General features: G+C 61.0%; 14 protein-coding genes and 4 pseudogenes. 8 read left to right on the plus strand and 10 right to left on the minus strand.

The genetic code is table 11. From position 1 onward, the window contains the following. On the plus strand, positions 1-1,712 hold a 1,712-nt coding region (locus M3461_04705; protein ID MDQ3773702.1), incomplete at its 5' end, for an SPW repeat protein. Positions 1,713-1,999: 287 nt separating this feature from the next. Here M3461_04705 and M3461_04710 read toward each other — a convergent pair. The 4 genes and pseudogenes from M3461_04710 to M3461_04725 form a co-directional block, all read right to left on the minus strand. Beyond that, complete coding sequence (locus M3461_04710) at positions 2,000-2,500, minus strand: DUF6496 domain-containing protein (GenBank protein ID MDQ3773703.1); 501 nt, start codon at positions 2,498-2,500, stop codon at positions 2,000-2,002. Between the two features lie 123 nt (positions 2,501-2,623). Next, entirely contained in the window at positions 2,624-4,195 is a 1,572-nt protein-coding gene (locus M3461_04715) for an AAA family ATPase (GenBank protein ID MDQ3773704.1), read from the minus strand. Positions 4,196-4,425: 230 nt separating this feature from the next. Further along, positions 4,426-6,313, minus strand: a pseudogene (locus tag M3461_04720) (phosphoketolase family protein). After that, positions 6,256-7,217 (minus strand): annotated as a pseudogene (locus M3461_04725) (hypothetical protein). The pseudogenes M3461_04720 and M3461_04725 overlap by 58 nt, the downstream one beginning before the upstream one ends. Before the next feature lie 206 nt (positions 7,218-7,423). On the opposite strand from M3461_04725, the gene M3461_04730 reads away from it, so the two are divergent. The 6 genes and pseudogenes from M3461_04730 to M3461_04755 all read left to right on the plus strand — a co-directional run bounded on the left by M3461_04730 (position 7,424) and on the right by M3461_04755 (position 10,413). After that, positions 7,424-7,663 carry a hypothetical protein gene (locus tag M3461_04730; protein MDQ3773705.1) on the plus strand — a complete coding sequence of 80 codons (240 nt, stop codon included), beginning with the start codon at positions 7,424-7,426 and terminating at the stop codon, positions 7,661-7,663. Positions 7,664-7,923: 260 nt separating this feature from the next. Then, positions 7,924-8,241, plus strand: a complete 318-nt coding sequence (locus tag M3461_04735; GenBank protein MDQ3773706.1) for a CBS domain-containing protein — start codon at positions 7,924-7,926, stop codon at positions 8,239-8,241. 58 nt (positions 8,242-8,299) lie between these two features. Further along, positions 8,300-8,983: a phosphoribosyltransferase gene (locus tag M3461_04740; protein ID MDQ3773707.1), complete on the plus strand. Its 684-nt coding sequence runs from the start codon at positions 8,300-8,302 to the stop codon at positions 8,981-8,983. 117 nt (positions 8,984-9,100) lie between these two features. Beyond that, positions 9,101-9,509 (plus strand): annotated as a pseudogene (locus M3461_04745) (erythromycin esterase family protein). Between the two features lie 274 nt (positions 9,510-9,783). Then, on the plus strand, positions 9,784-10,104 hold the full coding sequence (locus M3461_04750) for a hypothetical protein (protein MDQ3773708.1): 321 nt from the start codon (positions 9,784-9,786) through the stop codon (positions 10,102-10,104). 39 nt (positions 10,105-10,143) lie between these two features. After that, entirely contained in the window at positions 10,144-10,413 is a 270-nt protein-coding gene (locus M3461_04755) for a hypothetical protein (GenBank protein MDQ3773709.1), read from the plus strand. Here the strand turns inward: M3461_04755 and M3461_04760 are convergent. From M3461_04760 to M3461_04785, 6 genes and pseudogenes are all read right to left on the minus strand, one after another. After that, complete coding sequence (locus M3461_04760; protein MDQ3773710.1) at positions 10,327-11,292, minus strand: 1-acyl-sn-glycerol-3-phosphate acyltransferase; 966 nt, start codon at positions 11,290-11,292, stop codon at positions 10,327-10,329. The genes M3461_04755 and M3461_04760 overlap by 87 nt on opposite strands. Positions 11,293-11,736: 444 nt before the next feature. Continuing rightward, positions 11,737-13,000 (minus strand): annotated as a pseudogene (locus tag M3461_04765) (AMP-binding protein). Between the two features lie 294 nt (positions 13,001-13,294). Further along, a complete protein-coding gene (locus M3461_04770; protein ID MDQ3773711.1) occupies positions 13,295-13,489 on the minus strand; it encodes a hypothetical protein in 195 nt (64 codons plus the stop codon). Next, complete coding sequence (locus M3461_04775) at positions 13,489-13,824, minus strand: hypothetical protein (GenBank protein MDQ3773712.1); 336 nt, start codon at positions 13,822-13,824, stop codon at positions 13,489-13,491. Before M3461_04775 ends, M3461_04770 begins: the two co-directional genes overlap by 1 nt. Positions 13,825-14,315: 491 nt before the next feature. Then, positions 14,316-14,750 (minus strand): PA2169 family four-helix-bundle protein, encoded by a 435-nt coding sequence (locus tag M3461_04780; GenBank protein ID MDQ3773713.1) that lies wholly within the window; start codon positions 14,748-14,750, stop codon positions 14,316-14,318. 261 nt (positions 14,751-15,011) lie between these two features. Next, complete coding sequence (locus M3461_04785) at positions 15,012-15,452, minus strand: CBS domain-containing protein (protein ID MDQ3773714.1); 441 nt, start codon at positions 15,450-15,452, stop codon at positions 15,012-15,014. Positions 15,453-15,647: 195 nt separating this feature from the next. On the opposite strand from M3461_04785, the gene M3461_04790 reads away from it, so the two are divergent. Continuing rightward, positions 15,648-15,743 (plus strand): peroxiredoxin (locus M3461_04790; protein MDQ3773715.1); only part of this gene is annotated, 96 nt, incomplete at its 3' end.

Consider the following 15,743-nt stretch of genomic DNA (forward strand, 5'->3'; position numbering starts at 1 on the left):
AGGCGTTGCAAAACCGGCTGGCGTTTCTGATCCACGGCGAGACCGAATGGGAGACCCGGCAGGTGCCGGAATTGGCGGCCAAGGCCGGCGCTTGGCTCCAGCACAAGGCGGCGCTGCTCGTGCCGGATGTTATCGATCAGGGCGAAGAGCCGTTCATCAAGCCCTACATGGTCGAGATGGCGGACCACCATTTTGAGATCGACAGCTCCCGCGCGCGCACGCTCTTAGGCTGGGAGCCTAAGCATTCGTTGCACGAGACGCTGTCCAAGATGGTCGAGGCACTTCACGCCGATCCGCTGGGGTGGTATCACGAGCACGACCTCACCCCGCCCGTTTGGCTCAAGGAGGCAGAACAACAGCAGATCCCCGGCGATCGACTGCTGCGCAGCCACGAGGCGTCTCTGGGCGAGGCGCGCGCCGGCAGCCGGTGGGCGCATTTCGCGAACATGGGTCTCGGGGCCTGGCTGATAACAAGCCCTCCCATGCTTGCCTACGGGGATGCCGCGATGGTTTGGAACGACATCGCAAGCGGGACCGCGGTGATGATCCTCGCATTGCTGTCGCTGTCGAGCCGCATGAGCTGGGCACGGTTCGCTACTGCCGCCACCGGGATCTGGCTCCTGTTCGCGCCGCTGGTGTTCTGGACGCCGAGTGCAGCGGCCTATCTCAACGATACGCTGGTCGGCACCTTGGTGATCGGCTTCGCGCTCCTCTTGCCGCCCGTACCCGGCGTGAGCCCCGTCGCGCTGGCGAGCGGGCCGGATATTCCGCCGGGCTGGGACTTCAACCCTTCCGGCTGGCTACAGCGCCTGCCGATCATCGCGCTGGCCTTTGTCGGCCTGTTTGTGTCGCGCTACCTCGCGGCTTTCCAGTTGGGTCATATCGACTCCGCATGGGATCCGCTCTTCGGTGACGGCACCGAGCGGATCATCACCTCCGAGGTTTCCAAAGCCTGGCCGGTTCCCGACGCAGGACTCGGGGCCGTGACGTACATCCTCGAGATCCTCACCGGCTTCTTCGGCGACCGGCGGCGCTGGCGCACCGCGCCCTGGGTGGTGATCCTCTTCGGCCTCATGATCGTTCCCTTGGGCGCGGTCAGTATTTTCTTCATCATCATTCAGCCGATCGTCATCGGCACTTGGTGCACGCTGTGCTTGGTCGCCGCGGTGGCGATGCTGCTGCAGATCCCGTATTCGTTTGACGAGCTGCTTGCCTCCTGCCAGTTCCTGCTCGAGCGCCGGCGCCAGGGTCAATCGCTCCTGCGGGCGTTCTTGTTCGGTGACACTATCGAGGGCGGCAGCGAAGGTCCGAGAGACGAGTTTGCGGCGCCGGCGCGCACCGTGATCAGGGAAAGCTTGGGTGGAGGGGTCAACCTGCCGTGGAGCCTGGCCGCTTCGCTGGGGGTCGGGATCTGGCTCATGTGTACCCGGCTCAGCTTCGGCACCATAGGTGCGCAAGCAGACAGTGATCACCTGCTGGGCGCGCTGATCATCACCGTATCGATCTCCGCGCTGGCCGAAATGGCGCGGCCGCTGCGCTTCATCAATATATTGCTCGGGATCGCGCTGATCGGCGCGCCGTTGCTCTTCGATGGCGGTACGCCGCTCGCGGACTGGGCCGGGGCACTCGCGGGGGTTTTATTGATCGTGTTGTCCATCCCGCGCGGCACGGTGCGAAACCATTACGGAAGCTGGAATAGGGCCATCGTTTAGGGACTCGTGCTAGCCCGGATTTCTCGCCGAGTTGATGGGGTGCGCGCCGCCGAGCAGGCGTAGCACTAAGCGCGGCACGGCGACGATCACCGTTTGCCCCTGTGGGCGCACTGCCTCTAGCCAATTGCGGCGGCGTCCAATCGACGCTCGACCCAGCAGGGCGCGGCGCCGAGCGCATCGTCGAAATCTTCTGGTGGATGACCGGAGGAGCCGCCGTCATCTGGACTGCCGTCATCGCTCTCGCGATCTATGCCTTCCGGAAACACCGGGGGGCGAGATTCGGCCGATCAAGATTCCGCAGCGCGTGTCTCGGCGGCTTTCCGTGCGGCCTCGGAACGTTTGGCTGGCCCCTTGGTTCGCCCGGCTTTCTTCGCCGCCGCCGATCGATCTGTCTTTGTCCTCTTCGCGGCCGCGGATCGCGCTTGCTTCGAGAGTGCTTCGGATGAAGCAGCTTTTCGGCCTTCACGTTGCAAGGCCGTTCTCGTCGCCCCCGATCGTTTCGCCGCAGGCTTGCTCTCTGCAGCTTTCTTTCCCTTCTTGAGGTCGCGCTTTGCTGCCTCTCGCGTTTTCTCGGAAGTCTTCCCTTTTCTGGGGGCGGGCAGTTTGACTCCCGCGCGCCTCGCCTTGGACAAGCCGATCGCGATCGCCTGTTTTGTTGAACGCGCGCCGTGCTTGCCTTCGCGGATGTGTTCCATCTCTTCGCGTACGAACTCGCCCGCCTGCGTCGATGGAGCCTTGCCCTCCTCTTTGTCCTTGTGCGCTCGCGCGATGGTTTTCTTCTCGGGCATGCTGTTCTCCTTCATTCAAGGTCAATAACGGATGCACCGTAAGTCTTGGCTTGGCCAACACTCGAAAGTTCGCGCCCCGGGTATTTCAAGAGCATTCGCGCGGCTCTGGGGGTTTTGAGACTGCTAACCGCTCAGGCCGCAACGGCGCCGGATTTCGGTGACCGGTAATTCCTTGCCAGACTCAATCGATACAGCAACGGCAAGTTCCTGGCCGAAAAGTGGTTCGCGGGTCTTCAGGTGGTTCTCCAATACCTCCAGGTCGGCTTCGGACGGATCGTCACCCTGCCGCAGGCGCCGGCCTACGCGTTCCCGCAACTCTGCTTCATCAGCATGCGTTTCTATGATCAGAAACGGCAGGTGTTTTGCGCCAGCAAGCGCGCGGAATCTTGCACGCTGAGCCGCTTGCAGGAAGGTCGCGTCCACGATCACGCCAAAGCCGCTGTCGATGATTGCCCCCGAGAGCTGCAGCAGACGATCGTACACGGCGTCGCGCGCCGATACGCTGTAACGCTCCCGGTTGACGCCATAGCCGTCGCGCCCGCGCTCCACGTCGGAGCGAAGCCAGATCGCACCGAGGGCATCGGCGAGTTGCCGACTGATCGTGGACTTGCCAGATCCCGTGACTCCGTGGTTGATCGCCAAATAGGGCTTGGGCGCCTGCGTGTAGCGTTCGGCCAGGCTCGCGTAGCTTCGATATTGATCGAGGATGGCGTGCTGTTTATCGTTTTGCTCGACGCGGATGCAGGCAATCTTGGCGCGCACCACGGCGCGATAGACCTGATAGAAACGCAGCAGCAGGATCCCGCCGTAATCGCCGCTTTCGTGCAGGTAGGCATTGAGCGCGCGATTGGCCTTTCCGGGCGCACCCCGATCGTCGAGATCCATAATCAAGAATGCGAGTTCGCTCATAACGTCGATCCAGCGCAGCGCATCGTTGAATTCGACGCCGTCGAAGATCGTCGGCTCGCCGTTAAGTTGCACTATATTATTCAGGTGCAGATCGCCATGGCATTCGCGAATATAGCCCCCGGCCTTGCGTTCGGTCAGCGCGTGCACGAGCCTTTGGTACTGCCGCCCGGTCCACCTCTCGAGGCGCGCAAGTTGCGACAACAGCTTGCCGTCGGTCAGCAAAAGGCGCAGTTGTTCAAAGTTTTCATGCATGGGCGCCAGCACTGATTCCGGCTTGCCGAAAGGTGTGTGCTCGCCGGCCGTTTCGATCTCTCCGTGAAAGCGAGCGAGCCGGCGCGCGACATGTTCGATCGCTTCGACTTCAAGCCGGCCGCGCTCCAGCAAATGGCTCAGCAGATCGTCCTGTGAAAACTGCCGCATCTTGACCGCGTACTCGATGGGCCGGCCGCTCGCGCCGACCTCCGGTCGATCCGCGCTGCCGGTAATGGTGACAACTGCCAGATAAAGATCCGGCGCCAAGCGGCGGTTTAAGCGCAACTCCTCCAGACAGAAATGTTCGCGCCGCCCGAGCGTCCCATAATCGACAAAGCCTAAATCCAGCGGTTTTTTGATCTTGTAGGCATAGCGGCCGGTAAGCAACACGGACGAAATATGTGTCTCGACCAGCTTGATCTGATCGACTGGATGCGGATAGGGCGCAGGTTGCTGTAGCGCCCTGACGAGCCGCGCGTGCAGATCGATCTCCCGTCTCGAGGTGGGAAGGTGGGGATCGGACTCAGCGCTCATGGTTCGGGTGGGATACCGGAGCGATCTACTGCCGTGCCGCAATGGAAACTATAAGAGCAAGCACCCTGTTGGAGGCGTTCAATTCTATGTAGCCATATTCGGTCTCCTTTGAAATGCGGAAGAAAGGCGACGAGATGCCTCGCGCGTGTAGATCGATGGCTTGCGTATTTTTACGGATGCGCACGGCATAGCCTGTTCTTATGCTCAGAACGATTGCGAAAGTAAACGCCTCAGTAGGGCCAATGCCAGTCGCGTACCTCAGGCATGTCCTCCCCATAGCGGGTAATGTAGGCCTGGTGCTCGATCAGGCGGTCGCGAATGTACTGCTTGAAATAAGCCACGCGAGAGCCAAGCCTGGGCACGGTCCAGTACATCGCCGAACAGATGAAAGCGATCCAGATCGTTGCGCACCGCCATGTCGCTCCGCGCCCCGATCGGTGCTGGCCCATTCCCAGATGCCTACACCCGCCGAGCAGTGCTTGATGGCGGCTTCCATACCGAGCCATTGAGGCTGTGGCTGCTTGCCGGCGATAATCACGTTGACAAAATTGCGCGAGCGCAGGCACCGGTCGGTAATGCAGAGTAGCGTGTTCGCGTCCGGGGCCAGATAAACGCGGATGATGTCGGCCTTCTTGTTCACCACATGGTCGATGAAACCGGGGTCCTGGTGCGAGAAGCCGTTGTGGTCCTGGCGCCACACGTGGGAGGTCAGCAGGTAATTCAATGACGCGATGGGACGGCGCCACGGGATCTCTTTGCTAGTGACCTTCAACCATTTTGCGTGTTGGTTGAACATAGAGTCGACGATGTGGATGAAGGCCTCGTAGCAGGAAAGTCCATGCCGACCGGTGAGCAGATAGCCTCGAGCCAGCCCTCGCACGTGTGCTCGGAGAGGATCTCCATCACACGCCCGTCCACGGCGAGGTGATCGTCCTCGGGTAGCGTCTCGGCGAGCCACGTGCGATCGGTCGCCTCGAACAGTGCGTCGAGCCGGTTCGATGTGATCTCGTCGGGACCCATGATGCGGAAGTTACGCGCTTCATGATTGAGCTTGATCACGTCCCGGAGATAGACCCCCAGCACACGCGTGCTCTCGCCGAGAGCCGCCCCCGGCGCGTGCACGGCCACGGCATAGTCGCGAAAGTCGGGCAGCCGCAGGAGCAGGCCGCCGTTCGCGTGCGGGTTCGCACCCATACGCCGGCCACCCTTTGGCGCGAGCTCACGCAGCTTTTCGAACGACGTCCCGTTTGCATCAAACAATTCCTCGGGGCGGTAGCCTCGCATCCATTGTTCGAGAAGCTTGAGGTGGCCGGGTTTGGTCGCAAGCTCGGCGAGCGGTACCTGATGAGATCGCCAGTAGCCTTCCGTCTTCTTTCCGTCGACCTCCTTGGGCCCGGTCCAACCCTTCGGGGTCTTCAAAATGATCATCGGCCAGCGCGGGCGCGTCGTGTCGCCGCTCGCACGCGCGTGCTGCTGAATCGCCTTGATCTCGGCGATGGCGGTATCGAGGGTTGCGGCCATCTTCTGGTGCATGGCAGAGGGATCGGAACCCTCGACGAAACAAGGCTGGTAGCCGTAGCCGATAAACAATGCCTCCAGTTCCCTGGGTGGGATGCGGGCGAATACGGTCGGGCTCCCGATCTGGTAGTCATTGAGATGCAGAATCGGCAGCACCGCGCCATCGGTCCATGGGCTTAGGAACTTGTTCGAGTGCCACGCGGTAGCCAGCGGTCCGGTCTCGGCCTCGCCGTCGCCGACGACGCAGGCGACGATGAGATCCGGGTTGTCGAAGGCGGCTCCGAAGGCTTGAGCGAGCGAATACCCGAGCTCGCCGCCTTCATGGATCGAACCGGGCGTTTCAGGTGCCGCGTGGGAAGGCACGCCCCCGGGAAACGAAAATTGCTTGAAAAGATGCCGCATGCCGGTGGCATCCTGCGGTACCCTCGGATAGAACTCGCTATAGCTGCCCTCGAGCCAGGTGTTGGCAACCAGTGCCGGGCCGCCGTGGCCGGGTCCCGCGACATAGATCATGTTGAGATCATGCGCTTTGATGATGCGGTTCAGATGCACGTGGATGAAGTTGAGCCCCGGGGCGGTACCCCAGTGGCCGAGCAAGCGAGATACGCACCGATATACTTGCGCGCTCGATAGCAGTAAAGATCCACGGCTTGCCGCGCCGCCTCGGAAGGCGCTGCCAGCAAGGTACGCATATCATCGCTCAGACCGGAGACGCCCAACAGCCCCGATTCCCGATTGAGAAGACGCTCGAGCGCGTCCGGCTTGAGTCCCGTCGTCCGCTGCAGAAAGACTAGCAGCCCCGGATCCACATCGCCGCAGCGTGTGGCCATCACCAAACCTTCCACCGGGGAAAAACCCATGGAAGTATCCACCGGCCTACCATCGCGCGTCACCGTAATGGAACAACCTGATCCGAGCTGCAAGGCTGATGACGCGACTTTTCGTAGCGCCGCTCAGCTCCCGCCAGCGCCGCCACAGGGCCTCGTGCGCCAGGCCGTGGAATCCGTAACGGTGCAGGCCATACGTCTCGCATAGCGAACGGGGCAAGGCATAGGTCGCCGCGACGTGGGGCAGCTCCGCATAAAAGGCGGTATCAAGGACCGCCACTTGTGAAACCGCCCTACCCATGGCTTCACGACACGCCCGGATCCAAGCGAGCGCCGGCGGATTATGAAGGCGCAAGCGCAGTAAGACGCTCGATGTCTGCTTTGACCGCATCATCTAAAATGCACGCATGCGTGAGCGCTTTGCCGCCATGTACGATACGGTGAGCCACCGCCAAGAAGTCACCGAGCCCCCACTCACCGAGGATCTGCGCCAGCACCGTACGGGCCTCGCTGGGACCGTGCTCGCCGTGGTACGTGGCAATGCGTCGCGGTTCGGAACTGTCGACTCCATAGCCTGCCAACAGCCTGCCAACAGCCTGCCAACCGGATCGAAGAGCTCCCGGCGTTGATGGCCAATGCGTTAGCGACGATGAGTCGCACGCTTTGTTCGAATGCATGAGCAACCCCTGTGCCGCGTAAAACGACCGGGACTAAATCCTGTGTTCCAGTGCCAGGGCCGTTGCAACGAGCGTTTTTCGCCGTCGTGACGAGCAAGGATGTGCCGGTAAGACTTACAGGAACCGGTAATTCTTACGGGCCATGGCCGAGAACACACAGAGTCCGGGGCAAATAATGCATCGGTTTAGGAAAGATGGGCGCGAACATGGCGAGACGCTTGCGCGCGGGCAGACACCGATGCGTCGTCTTCGATCTCGACGCCGGCGCAGAGGCTGGCGACTTCAATCGCGGAGCTCGTCGGTCGACTCGAGCCGCCCCGTGTGGCGTGGGCGATGGTCCTGCACGCGCCGCGCTGGAACCCGAGGACTCGGTCGCGGTACACGCGGGCTCGCCCGATGCCATGCTGCAACCAAGACTTGACCCCCGACGGGGGATAAGCTGGTAAAAATTGCGGTTCTTCTGTATCGATCTCTGACCGATGAGAGGCGCAGGTCGGTGTATGTGGCTGAATGCACTCCGGACGTTCTCTATGGTATGGACGTTGCCGATTTACTCGGGCTCAGGTCAAGGCCTGAAATCACAGTACCAAACCTGACAGATCCCAACAGGAGGAGCTGAAATGCAAATAAAAGCCATCGATATCATCGAGTCCAGAGACGAGCGTCCGAGCAGCGGCGCAAGACGCGCGATGATGAGGTCGGCGCGGTGCCCGTCGCGGAGAACGATAGGCTGCTTGGGATGGTGACCGACCGCGATATCGTGCTACGCGCCGTAGCGGAAGGTGCGGACATGGGCAGCTATACGGCGCGCCAGGTGATGTCGCCCAACATCCTATACTGCTTCGGTGATCGGTCCCCTGAAGAGGTGCTGCGAAAAATGAGCGAGAACCAAGTGCCACGGCTGCCGGTGTTAAATCGTGCCAAGCGCTTGGTAGGTATGGTTTCCCTGGGAGATCTGGCTCAGCATAGCCCTGCCGCGCTGGCGGGCGAAGCGCTCAAGGGGATCTCTAGGACCGGCGCATAAACGGCCCCATGGGATATCTGATCCGTTCGATGCCGCTGGGAGACAAGGGTCAGAGAACATGAGTCGCTACCAAGATAGACGCCATGCCGGGCGGGTGCTCGCATCCGCCCTCATCAACTATGCGGGACGATCGGACGTCACCGTGCTGGCCCTGCCGCGCGGCGGGGTTCCCGTCGCCTACGAGGTCGCCAGGCAACTGGGCGCGCCCTTGGATGTCTTGGTCGTCCGCAAGCTCGGAGTGCCGGGCCACGAGGAGCTGGCGATGGGCGCGCTCGCTTCTGGAGACGTGCAGGTAATGAACGAGGAGGTGGTCTCGGCGCTCGGCATTTCCCAGGGCGCCATCGCCGCGGCTGTATCTGAGGAGAGCCGGGAGCTTAGGCGGCGCGAGCGAACCTACCGCGGTGAGCGGCCACCCTTCGACGTCTCGGGCAGGACCGTCATCCTGGTCGACGATGGGCTAGCGACCGGCTCGACGATGCGCGCGGCGGTGGCCGCCTTAAGGCAGCGCGGGCCGGAACGCGTCGTGGTCGGTGTACCGATCGCAGCGCCATCGACCTGCAAGGAACTCGCCTCCGAAGTGGACGACATCGTATGTGCGGCGACTCCTGAGCCCTTCTACGCGGTGGCGCTTTGGTATGCGGACTTCCCCCAGACGACGGACCAGGAGGTGCGGGAGCTGCTGGAGGCGGCTTGCCACCGATCGGCGCGAGAGTACGCCTCCGCGCCAGTAGAGGGGCCGTGAGTGCAGGCGAGTGTGGCGGGCAGGAATGACGAGGTGCTGGCCCGGGCGGTGGCCGACACAGCCCAGCCCTTCACCGGCTCGATGGAGGATTTCGAACCGCTCCTCGATCCTCATCGGAACGGCGCGCTGTGTGCTCATCGGAGAGGCGACATGGCCGACACGCTGGACGCGCTCGTTGCACACTTGCGCCGGCGTCTGGAGACGCCGAAGATCGTAGTCTGGGCCCACAACTCGCACGTCGGCGATGCCCACGCCACGGAGATGGGGGATGCGGGTGAGTGCAATATCGGCCAGCTCGTCCGCGAGCGCCATGCTGGCGATGCGGTCCTCATCGGCTTCAGCACCTACATGGGGGGTGGTCTACAAGCCAGAAACGGAGCGGCTGAGCCACTACTTTCACGTTCGATTACGTCAGCAATTCGACGCCATTATGCACATCGATAGGACTCGTGCCCTCGAGCCGCTCGAGCGGACCGCGGCATGGGAGCGGGGCGAGAAGCCAGAAACCTTCCCGACCGGAATGTGACATGCACTGGCTTATGGAAAAGCGCAGCGGAGCACGGCGAGTGCAGCTCCAAGTCGATATTCTTGTCCATGGAACGCTGCTCTTTTGGGAGCCACCGCTTTGGGAGCGGCCGGAGTACCTGCGGATAAATGGATAATCTGGGAGCAGGAATGATGCAACTTCCGATGCAGATCGCCTTTCGCAATATGGATCCTTTCCGCTGCGGTGGAAGCACGGGTCCGTGAAGAAGCGGAGAAACTCTGCGTTTTACGATCGCATTATGGGATGCCGCGTCATGGTCGAGGTCCCACATAGGCATCGTCAACGCGGCAAACGCTTTCATATCAGGATCGATCTGACCGTCCCGCGCGGCGAGATCATCGTCAAACAGGAGCCGAGCGTGCATAGCGCCATCCAGCAGGCTGAGCATGAAAAGGGCAAGAAAGATCAGGAGACCGCGACGCCGCACAAGGACATTTACGTCGTCATTCGTGACGCATTCAAAGCGGCTCGCCGGAAACAGGAGCGGAGCGGTCAAGCATCACGAAGCGGCGCCGCACGGCCGCATCAGCAAGCTCTACCCCGAAGAAGCTTATGGCTATCTCGAAACCCCTGAGCGCCGAAATCTACTTCCACAAAAACAGCGTGCTGAGCGATGGCTTTTGATGAATTAGCCATCGGCACCGAAGTCAGCTTCGTTGAAGAAGCCGGTGAGAAAGACCCCCAGGCCAGCAACGGTGCGTATCCTCACCAGAGGGTCGGAAGCGGATCGCCGGTGAAACAGCAGCGATTCGCAGATACCGCGTTGGCCGGGCAACGTGAGGCGAAGCTGCTGTGCTCAGGTTTCCCGCAGCTCGGCGACCCGATCGTGGAGCGCATCGCCGATCCGCTGCGGGAGGTCGTCTCCCTGCCCTTCTCGCTCTAGCGCAGCCGGATCTGCCACCCGACCAAAGCGGACAGCAATCTGCCGTCGCCGCGGCCACCATTGCCGAGGAGGCAAGGCCTCATAGGCACCGCTGATCCAGACCGGGACGGCCGGGACGCCCTGGGCCTTGAGCAGCAGGCCGATCCCCGCTTCAAAAGGTTGGAGCTGGCCACTCAGTGAGCGTGCCCCCTCGGGGAACCATACCAAATTATTGCCGCGTCTTAGCACCACGAGACCCATGGCGAGGTTGGACAGCGGCCCACGCCGTGGGTCTACGGGTAACACGCACATCGCGCGGCTCACTAGCCGCATCATCACATTCCTGAACATCACGCCGACTAACCCGGCCCAGTAGGTGCGCGATAACTGTCCGACCGGCAATGCCGCCGCGAGCGCCGGGCCATCCAAGTAGCTGACGTGGTTCGGTGTGAGGACGAAGGGACCATGTTCGGGCAGAAGCTCGACCCCGCGGATCTCGAGTTTGAAAACCCAGCGCATGAGCCATCGATTAAGGCCGTAGAGCATCGTTCCCAAGCCTCGTATCAGCTTGCCGGGCGGTGCCAGCCACGGGCGCCGCGCCTGGTCGAGCAGACGCTCGGGGTCGCTCAGTTGTACAAGCGGATCGCGCGGGCGGTGCCTACCCGCCGTGCCGGACTGCGCGGCCTCCTGCAGCAGATCACGCACCGTCTCAATCCGACCGATCGTCTCTTGATCGAGATCGGTGCCGGTCGCCTCCCGTAGCTCTAAAGTGAGACCTAGCCAGGCGAGTGAATCGATACCCAGATCGAGCTGGAGACTGGCCTCTGGCGTCAGTCGGATATCCGGAAACCGATCTGTGAGCCAGTACCAGACCCGCCGTGCATCCGGGTTCTCGAGCATCTGCTGGTCTTCAGGAGACATGCGCTCGATGGGCAAGGGACCGATCTCCCGCAGCGGTTCCCCGCCCTGCCGCTTGGCCTGCTCAAAGCGCGCCTTCAGCTGATAGCGGCGCAGCTTCCCAAGGTGCGTCCGCGGCAAGGGGTCGAGACTGACAACATAATCGCTCAGGCGATGATGCGAGGGCAGCCGGCGGGATTGCTCCTCGACCTCCGCTCGAACGAGCCCTTCGAGATCCGCTCCGTGGCTCTCACGCGTCGCGCCGGCCTCCGGGACGATCAAGGCCACCAGATGGCCATCTTTCTCGAGCACGCCCGTCTCTTTGATGGATCGCCCTCGGTTCAATCCCTCTTCCACATAGTCGGGGCGGATATTCTCGCCACCGGCCAGCACGATCATCTCTGATGAGCGTCCCACCAAGCGCAGATAGCCGTCCTCGAGATAGCCCAGATCCCCCGTGCGAAAATAACCTTCGCTGGTAAAGGCCTCCCGGGTTTTATCGGGCAGATCCCGGTAGCCAGCGAACACGTTCGGACCCTTGGCGAGGACCTCGCCATGCTCGGCCTGCTCGGGCTCGGCAATGCGGATCTCGACACCGGGCAGGGGCCGCCCAGCCGTGCCGATGCGAGCGCGGCCAGGCACATCGAGCGCGAGGACGGGCGAGGTTTCCGTCAAACCATAGCCGCTGCCTACCTGCCAACCCAGTCCCTCGAGCTTCCAGGCAAGGCCGGGGTCGAGCGCCGCGCCGCCCGAGAAGAGCACCCGCAAATGGGGGGCGAAGCGCCGATGCAGTGGAGCAAAGAGCCATGGGCCGATACGGATCCCCGCGTAGCGACGGAGCAGGACGGAGGTACCTAGGACGAGATGGAAGAGTGCGGAGGCGATGCGCCCGCGGCCCTTCCGCTGCTTTTCGATCGCAGTGTAGAGAGCCTCGTACAGGCGCGGCACACCGATAATGGCGGTGGCCTGACTCTCATCGAGCGCGCGCAGCACCTGCGGACCGGTCAGCGAGAAAGGTAGAATAACGGGAATACCTGCGGTAAGTGGGGCCAGCATGCCCACCATGAACGGGTAGATGTGATGCAGCGGAAGGGGCACCAAGAGCCGGTCATCCTCCCCGACCAGATGCAGTCCGAGGAGCGCGTGAAGGTTGGAGATCAGGTTGCGGTGGCTGAGTGGCACCCCCTTGGGACGGCCTGAGGTGCCCGAGGTATAGAAGAGCGTGGCGGTATCCTCCGGTCTCGCCGAAACCGGCTTAAGCGTTTCATCAGTGAGGTATCGAAGCCAGCTCTGCGGGGTCATCCCGCGCGGCATCAAGAAAGACTATCCTGAGATCGGGCGGGTGATCGAGCTGCCTTATGCCCTCAGCCTGCTCCTTCGTGGTAAACAGCCATCCGGGCACACTGTCGGTAAGCACGTGTTGGAGGTCGTCCTTACCCATCTGGCTATCGATCAGCACGGCTACTGCCCCGGTCTCGAAGAGCGCCAGGCAGGTGATGATCCATTCGGGCCGATTCGGCGCAAAGAGCGCTCCATGGCTCCCGTGTGGAAAACCGGCGGCAGTCAGACCACCTGCCAGGCGCCGGGCATGATCGGCTAGTGCTTCGAAGCACCAGACCTTGGTGTCCTCCTTGCCCAAGGCAACGATGGCCGGGCGATCGCCGTGACCGGCCAGCGTTTTGGCAAGGTGCTGCAAGGTCTCGAGGGCCACTCTGCTTATCTGCTTATCTCCTTATCTCCGTGCGCTCTTGTCTAGCGCCTGGCCGCTGCTCAGGCATCTCATTGCATGTCCTCCATATAGCGGACTAATGGGCAATATCGATGCCCCTTCCGGTGACTACAATTTACTACTATGCAAAAGCCTGAGGCGTTTCCGATCCTCTCTATAACCTCTCGAAGATAGGAGACCATGGAATAGAAGCTGACCTCTTGGTCATGGTCGCTATTCCAGCGAATCATGTATACCTCAAAATCTCTTTCGCAAAATCGCCGGATGATGCTGACCTCAGGTCGCATATCCATAATCCAGGGATGATTGATGATAGGAGGGATCCAGCAACTGCTCACCTTTACCCGCCTCAAGTGATCTCTCGAGGGTGAAGGGCAGATCGGTCCTCATCTCGAGGCGCTCGCTATTGGATGGATCGATTTCCCAAGGTGGGAAAATGCCTTCGAGAAGCTCAAATGCATATGCCTTCATTAGCGCACATCCGCCAAAATCAGCCCCTGCGCTGGGCGTTTAGCCAAGACCGCCTGAATCAGCGCCCTGTAACAGGTGGCGTGTCGGCCTTTCAGCAGCGGCGGTGATGGAGCGTCTGGGTCCGTGGCAGATCGCAGCATCGGCCATGCCATGGAACCATCGAGAAAAACAAGACCGCTTTGATCGACCTTACCGTCAGCTAAGAACTCCTGAATCCTCTGGTTTAACCGGTTGGTCTGCTTGACATAACCTTCATAAAGCTTGCAGTGCATCTCGAGCGTTTTGTCTGAAATTCCGGTGAGCCCATTCAGGTAATAGGGGAGCTGATCATTCATATTTGATACTCCTCAGATGGAAGCATGGGTTGGGGGCCTGAGTGCAACGGTCGGCCCATGTTCAAGCGGCGCTAACGCACATCCTGCATTGCATGCCGGTATTCCGAAGGTAGCTCGCCAGCATCGCGATAAAAAAAGCGCACGTTGCGCGCCCTCGCCGGCACCTCGACAACCTTAGCGAATGTCTGAGACGTCGCCCTGACGGAGGTCGGCGAAACCTCGTAAGCAGTCTCGCCGCGCCTCGCGGTGTAACCCTCGCGGTGGTGACGGGTGCCGCTCTGGGGTACAGCGCATGGGTGCCCCATGAACCGCTCGGCCGTTGCGCTTTTTGATGGTACCAGCCCTCCCAGTTCGAAACCTCGCCGGCAATATAGACGCGCTTGGACGCGCTTGACCTTCGGAATTATCGCACGGCCATCACCACGAGTGCTGTCGATCTCAACACAGATGTGGGTATCTCGTGCCATCGCACGGATTCTCCCACGAAAGAATCACAGCCTTGCAATCAACCCATCCAAGGCGCGTATGTGCGTCTTCTGGTGCGCCACCAGATTATCAATCAAAACTGCCAGCCGCGGGACCATCGTGGTATCGAGACGCAGATCTTGATATTGCTTAAGACCGCTCTCCTCGCCTTCTTTGAGGGCTTTGAGTGCGGCCTTATCGCCCACCAGCTTGGCCGCCCCCATAACGAGTTTGGCCCATTTGCCCCAGGCCCCCGAGTCGTGCACCGGCGTTTCGGCCAAGGCTTGCATCTGTGCCTCAAGCTGCGAAGCCGCCTCTTGATGATCGGTTAGAATAGTGACGAGCGTTTGAAACTCTATTTCATGCCCAAATTTCTGCCGATCTTTTTCCACAGCCTGCTGATAGGTCTCTACCGCTGACAATTCACTCCGCAAACATTTATTCAATTGATCCGAATTCATAGCCGACCTCCATACGATGATTAAGAGTTCCGCTTTGATCCGCTGCACATGTCCCCGTGGCTTTCGCCTTCCCGTAACGGATATTTGGCAACGCCCGTGCCGAAGGCTCCGGGTAAATCGTCAATGAAATGGACAATGGAGGCAAGTCGTTCGACTCCGTTTTAAAACGGGGGCGGCGGTAATGATTACCGCAGCGGAGACACGTCAATTCCTCGCCTCACACCAATATTCTTGAGGCACGGCCTGTTCTCTACTTTTGAGCTACACGCGATCTAGCCGTGCGACGTCGGAGACAGCTCTGAGCGTGTGCGCCGCTTCGTTCATCGGCGCATGGATGGCGATATCGGCCTGGGATACCATCCCACACAAGATACCGTCATCGTCAACGACCGGGACGCGGCGGATCCGTTGTTTTTCCAATATTTGGCAGCAGTCCTCGACGCTGGCCTCCGGAGTCACGGCTACGCATGGGCTAGACATATAGTCAGCCACCGTCTTGTCCAGGGCGCTATTGCCCTCGGTGAAGGCGCGACAGGCGATATCGCGATCGGTAATAACACCGATTGGCTTTAAGCTCTCCACGCTTTCGACCACTGGGATCCCGCCGCAGTCGTACTCGACCATGAGAGCGGCCTCATCGGACAGGTGGTCATCGCGCACGCAGCAGGCCGGTGCCGGCGTCATAATTTGCATCACATTCATACCTTTTCTCCTGGCTAATAATCCGGGTCAAGGCGCCGACATCGGCCACCACCAAGAGACGTGCAAGATCATCCGCGAAAACAATCTCCGCACGGCGGCGAAGATTTCGCCCGTCTACGGGCTGCGCGTGAGGCGCTACTTCTTCCGGCCCAAGGCGACCCTCAACTATCCCATATCACGCAGAGGATTTACAGCATGAAAACCGTACGCGACAAAATCGAAGCATTCAGCGTGACCGGCGTGAAGCCCGGCTTCAACGAGCCCGAGGAAAAAGGCCAATCGGCGTTCGAG

This window comes from Pseudomonadota bacterium (assembly GCA_030860485.1).
In the GTDB taxonomy this organism is placed as follows: domain Bacteria; phylum Pseudomonadota; class Gammaproteobacteria; order JACCXJ01; family JACCXJ01; genus JACCXJ01.

Coding starts and splice junctions, on each gene's coding strand:
- M3461_04750 (MDQ3773708.1), top strand. CDS start 9,784: ATGGTCGAGGTCCCACATAGGCATCGTCAACGCGGCAAACGCTTTCAT.
- M3461_04770 (MDQ3773711.1), bottom strand. CDS start 13,489: ATGAAGGCATATGCATTTGAGCTTCTCGAAGGCATTTTCCCACCTTGG.
- M3461_04785 (MDQ3773714.1), bottom strand. CDS start 15,452: ATGAATGTGATGCAAATTATGACGCCGGCACCGGCCTGCTGCGTGCGC.
- M3461_04740 (MDQ3773707.1), top strand. CDS start 8,300: ATGAGTCGCTACCAAGATAGACGCCATGCCGGGCGGGTGCTCGCATCC.
- M3461_04715 (MDQ3773704.1), bottom strand. CDS start 4,195: ATGAGCGCTGAGTCCGATCCCCACCTTCCCACCTCGAGACGGGAGATC.
- M3461_04780 (MDQ3773713.1), bottom strand. CDS start 14,750: ATGAATTCGGATCAATTGAATAAATGTTTGCGGAGTGAATTGTCAGCG.
- M3461_04760 (MDQ3773710.1), bottom strand. CDS start 11,292: ATGCTCGAGAACCCGGATGCACGGCGGGTCTGGTACTGGCTCACAGAT.
- M3461_04755 (MDQ3773709.1), top strand. CDS start 10,144: ATGGCTTTTGATGAATTAGCCATCGGCACCGAAGTCAGCTTCGTTGAA.
- M3461_04730 (MDQ3773705.1), top strand. CDS start 7,424: ATGGCGAGACGCTTGCGCGCGGGCAGACACCGATGCGTCGTCTTCGAT.
- M3461_04710 (MDQ3773703.1), bottom strand. CDS start 2,500: ATGCCCGAGAAGAAAACCATCGCGCGAGCGCACAAGGACAAAGAGGAG.
- M3461_04775 (MDQ3773712.1), bottom strand. CDS start 13,824: ATGAATGATCAGCTCCCCTATTACCTGAATGGGCTCACCGGAATTTCA.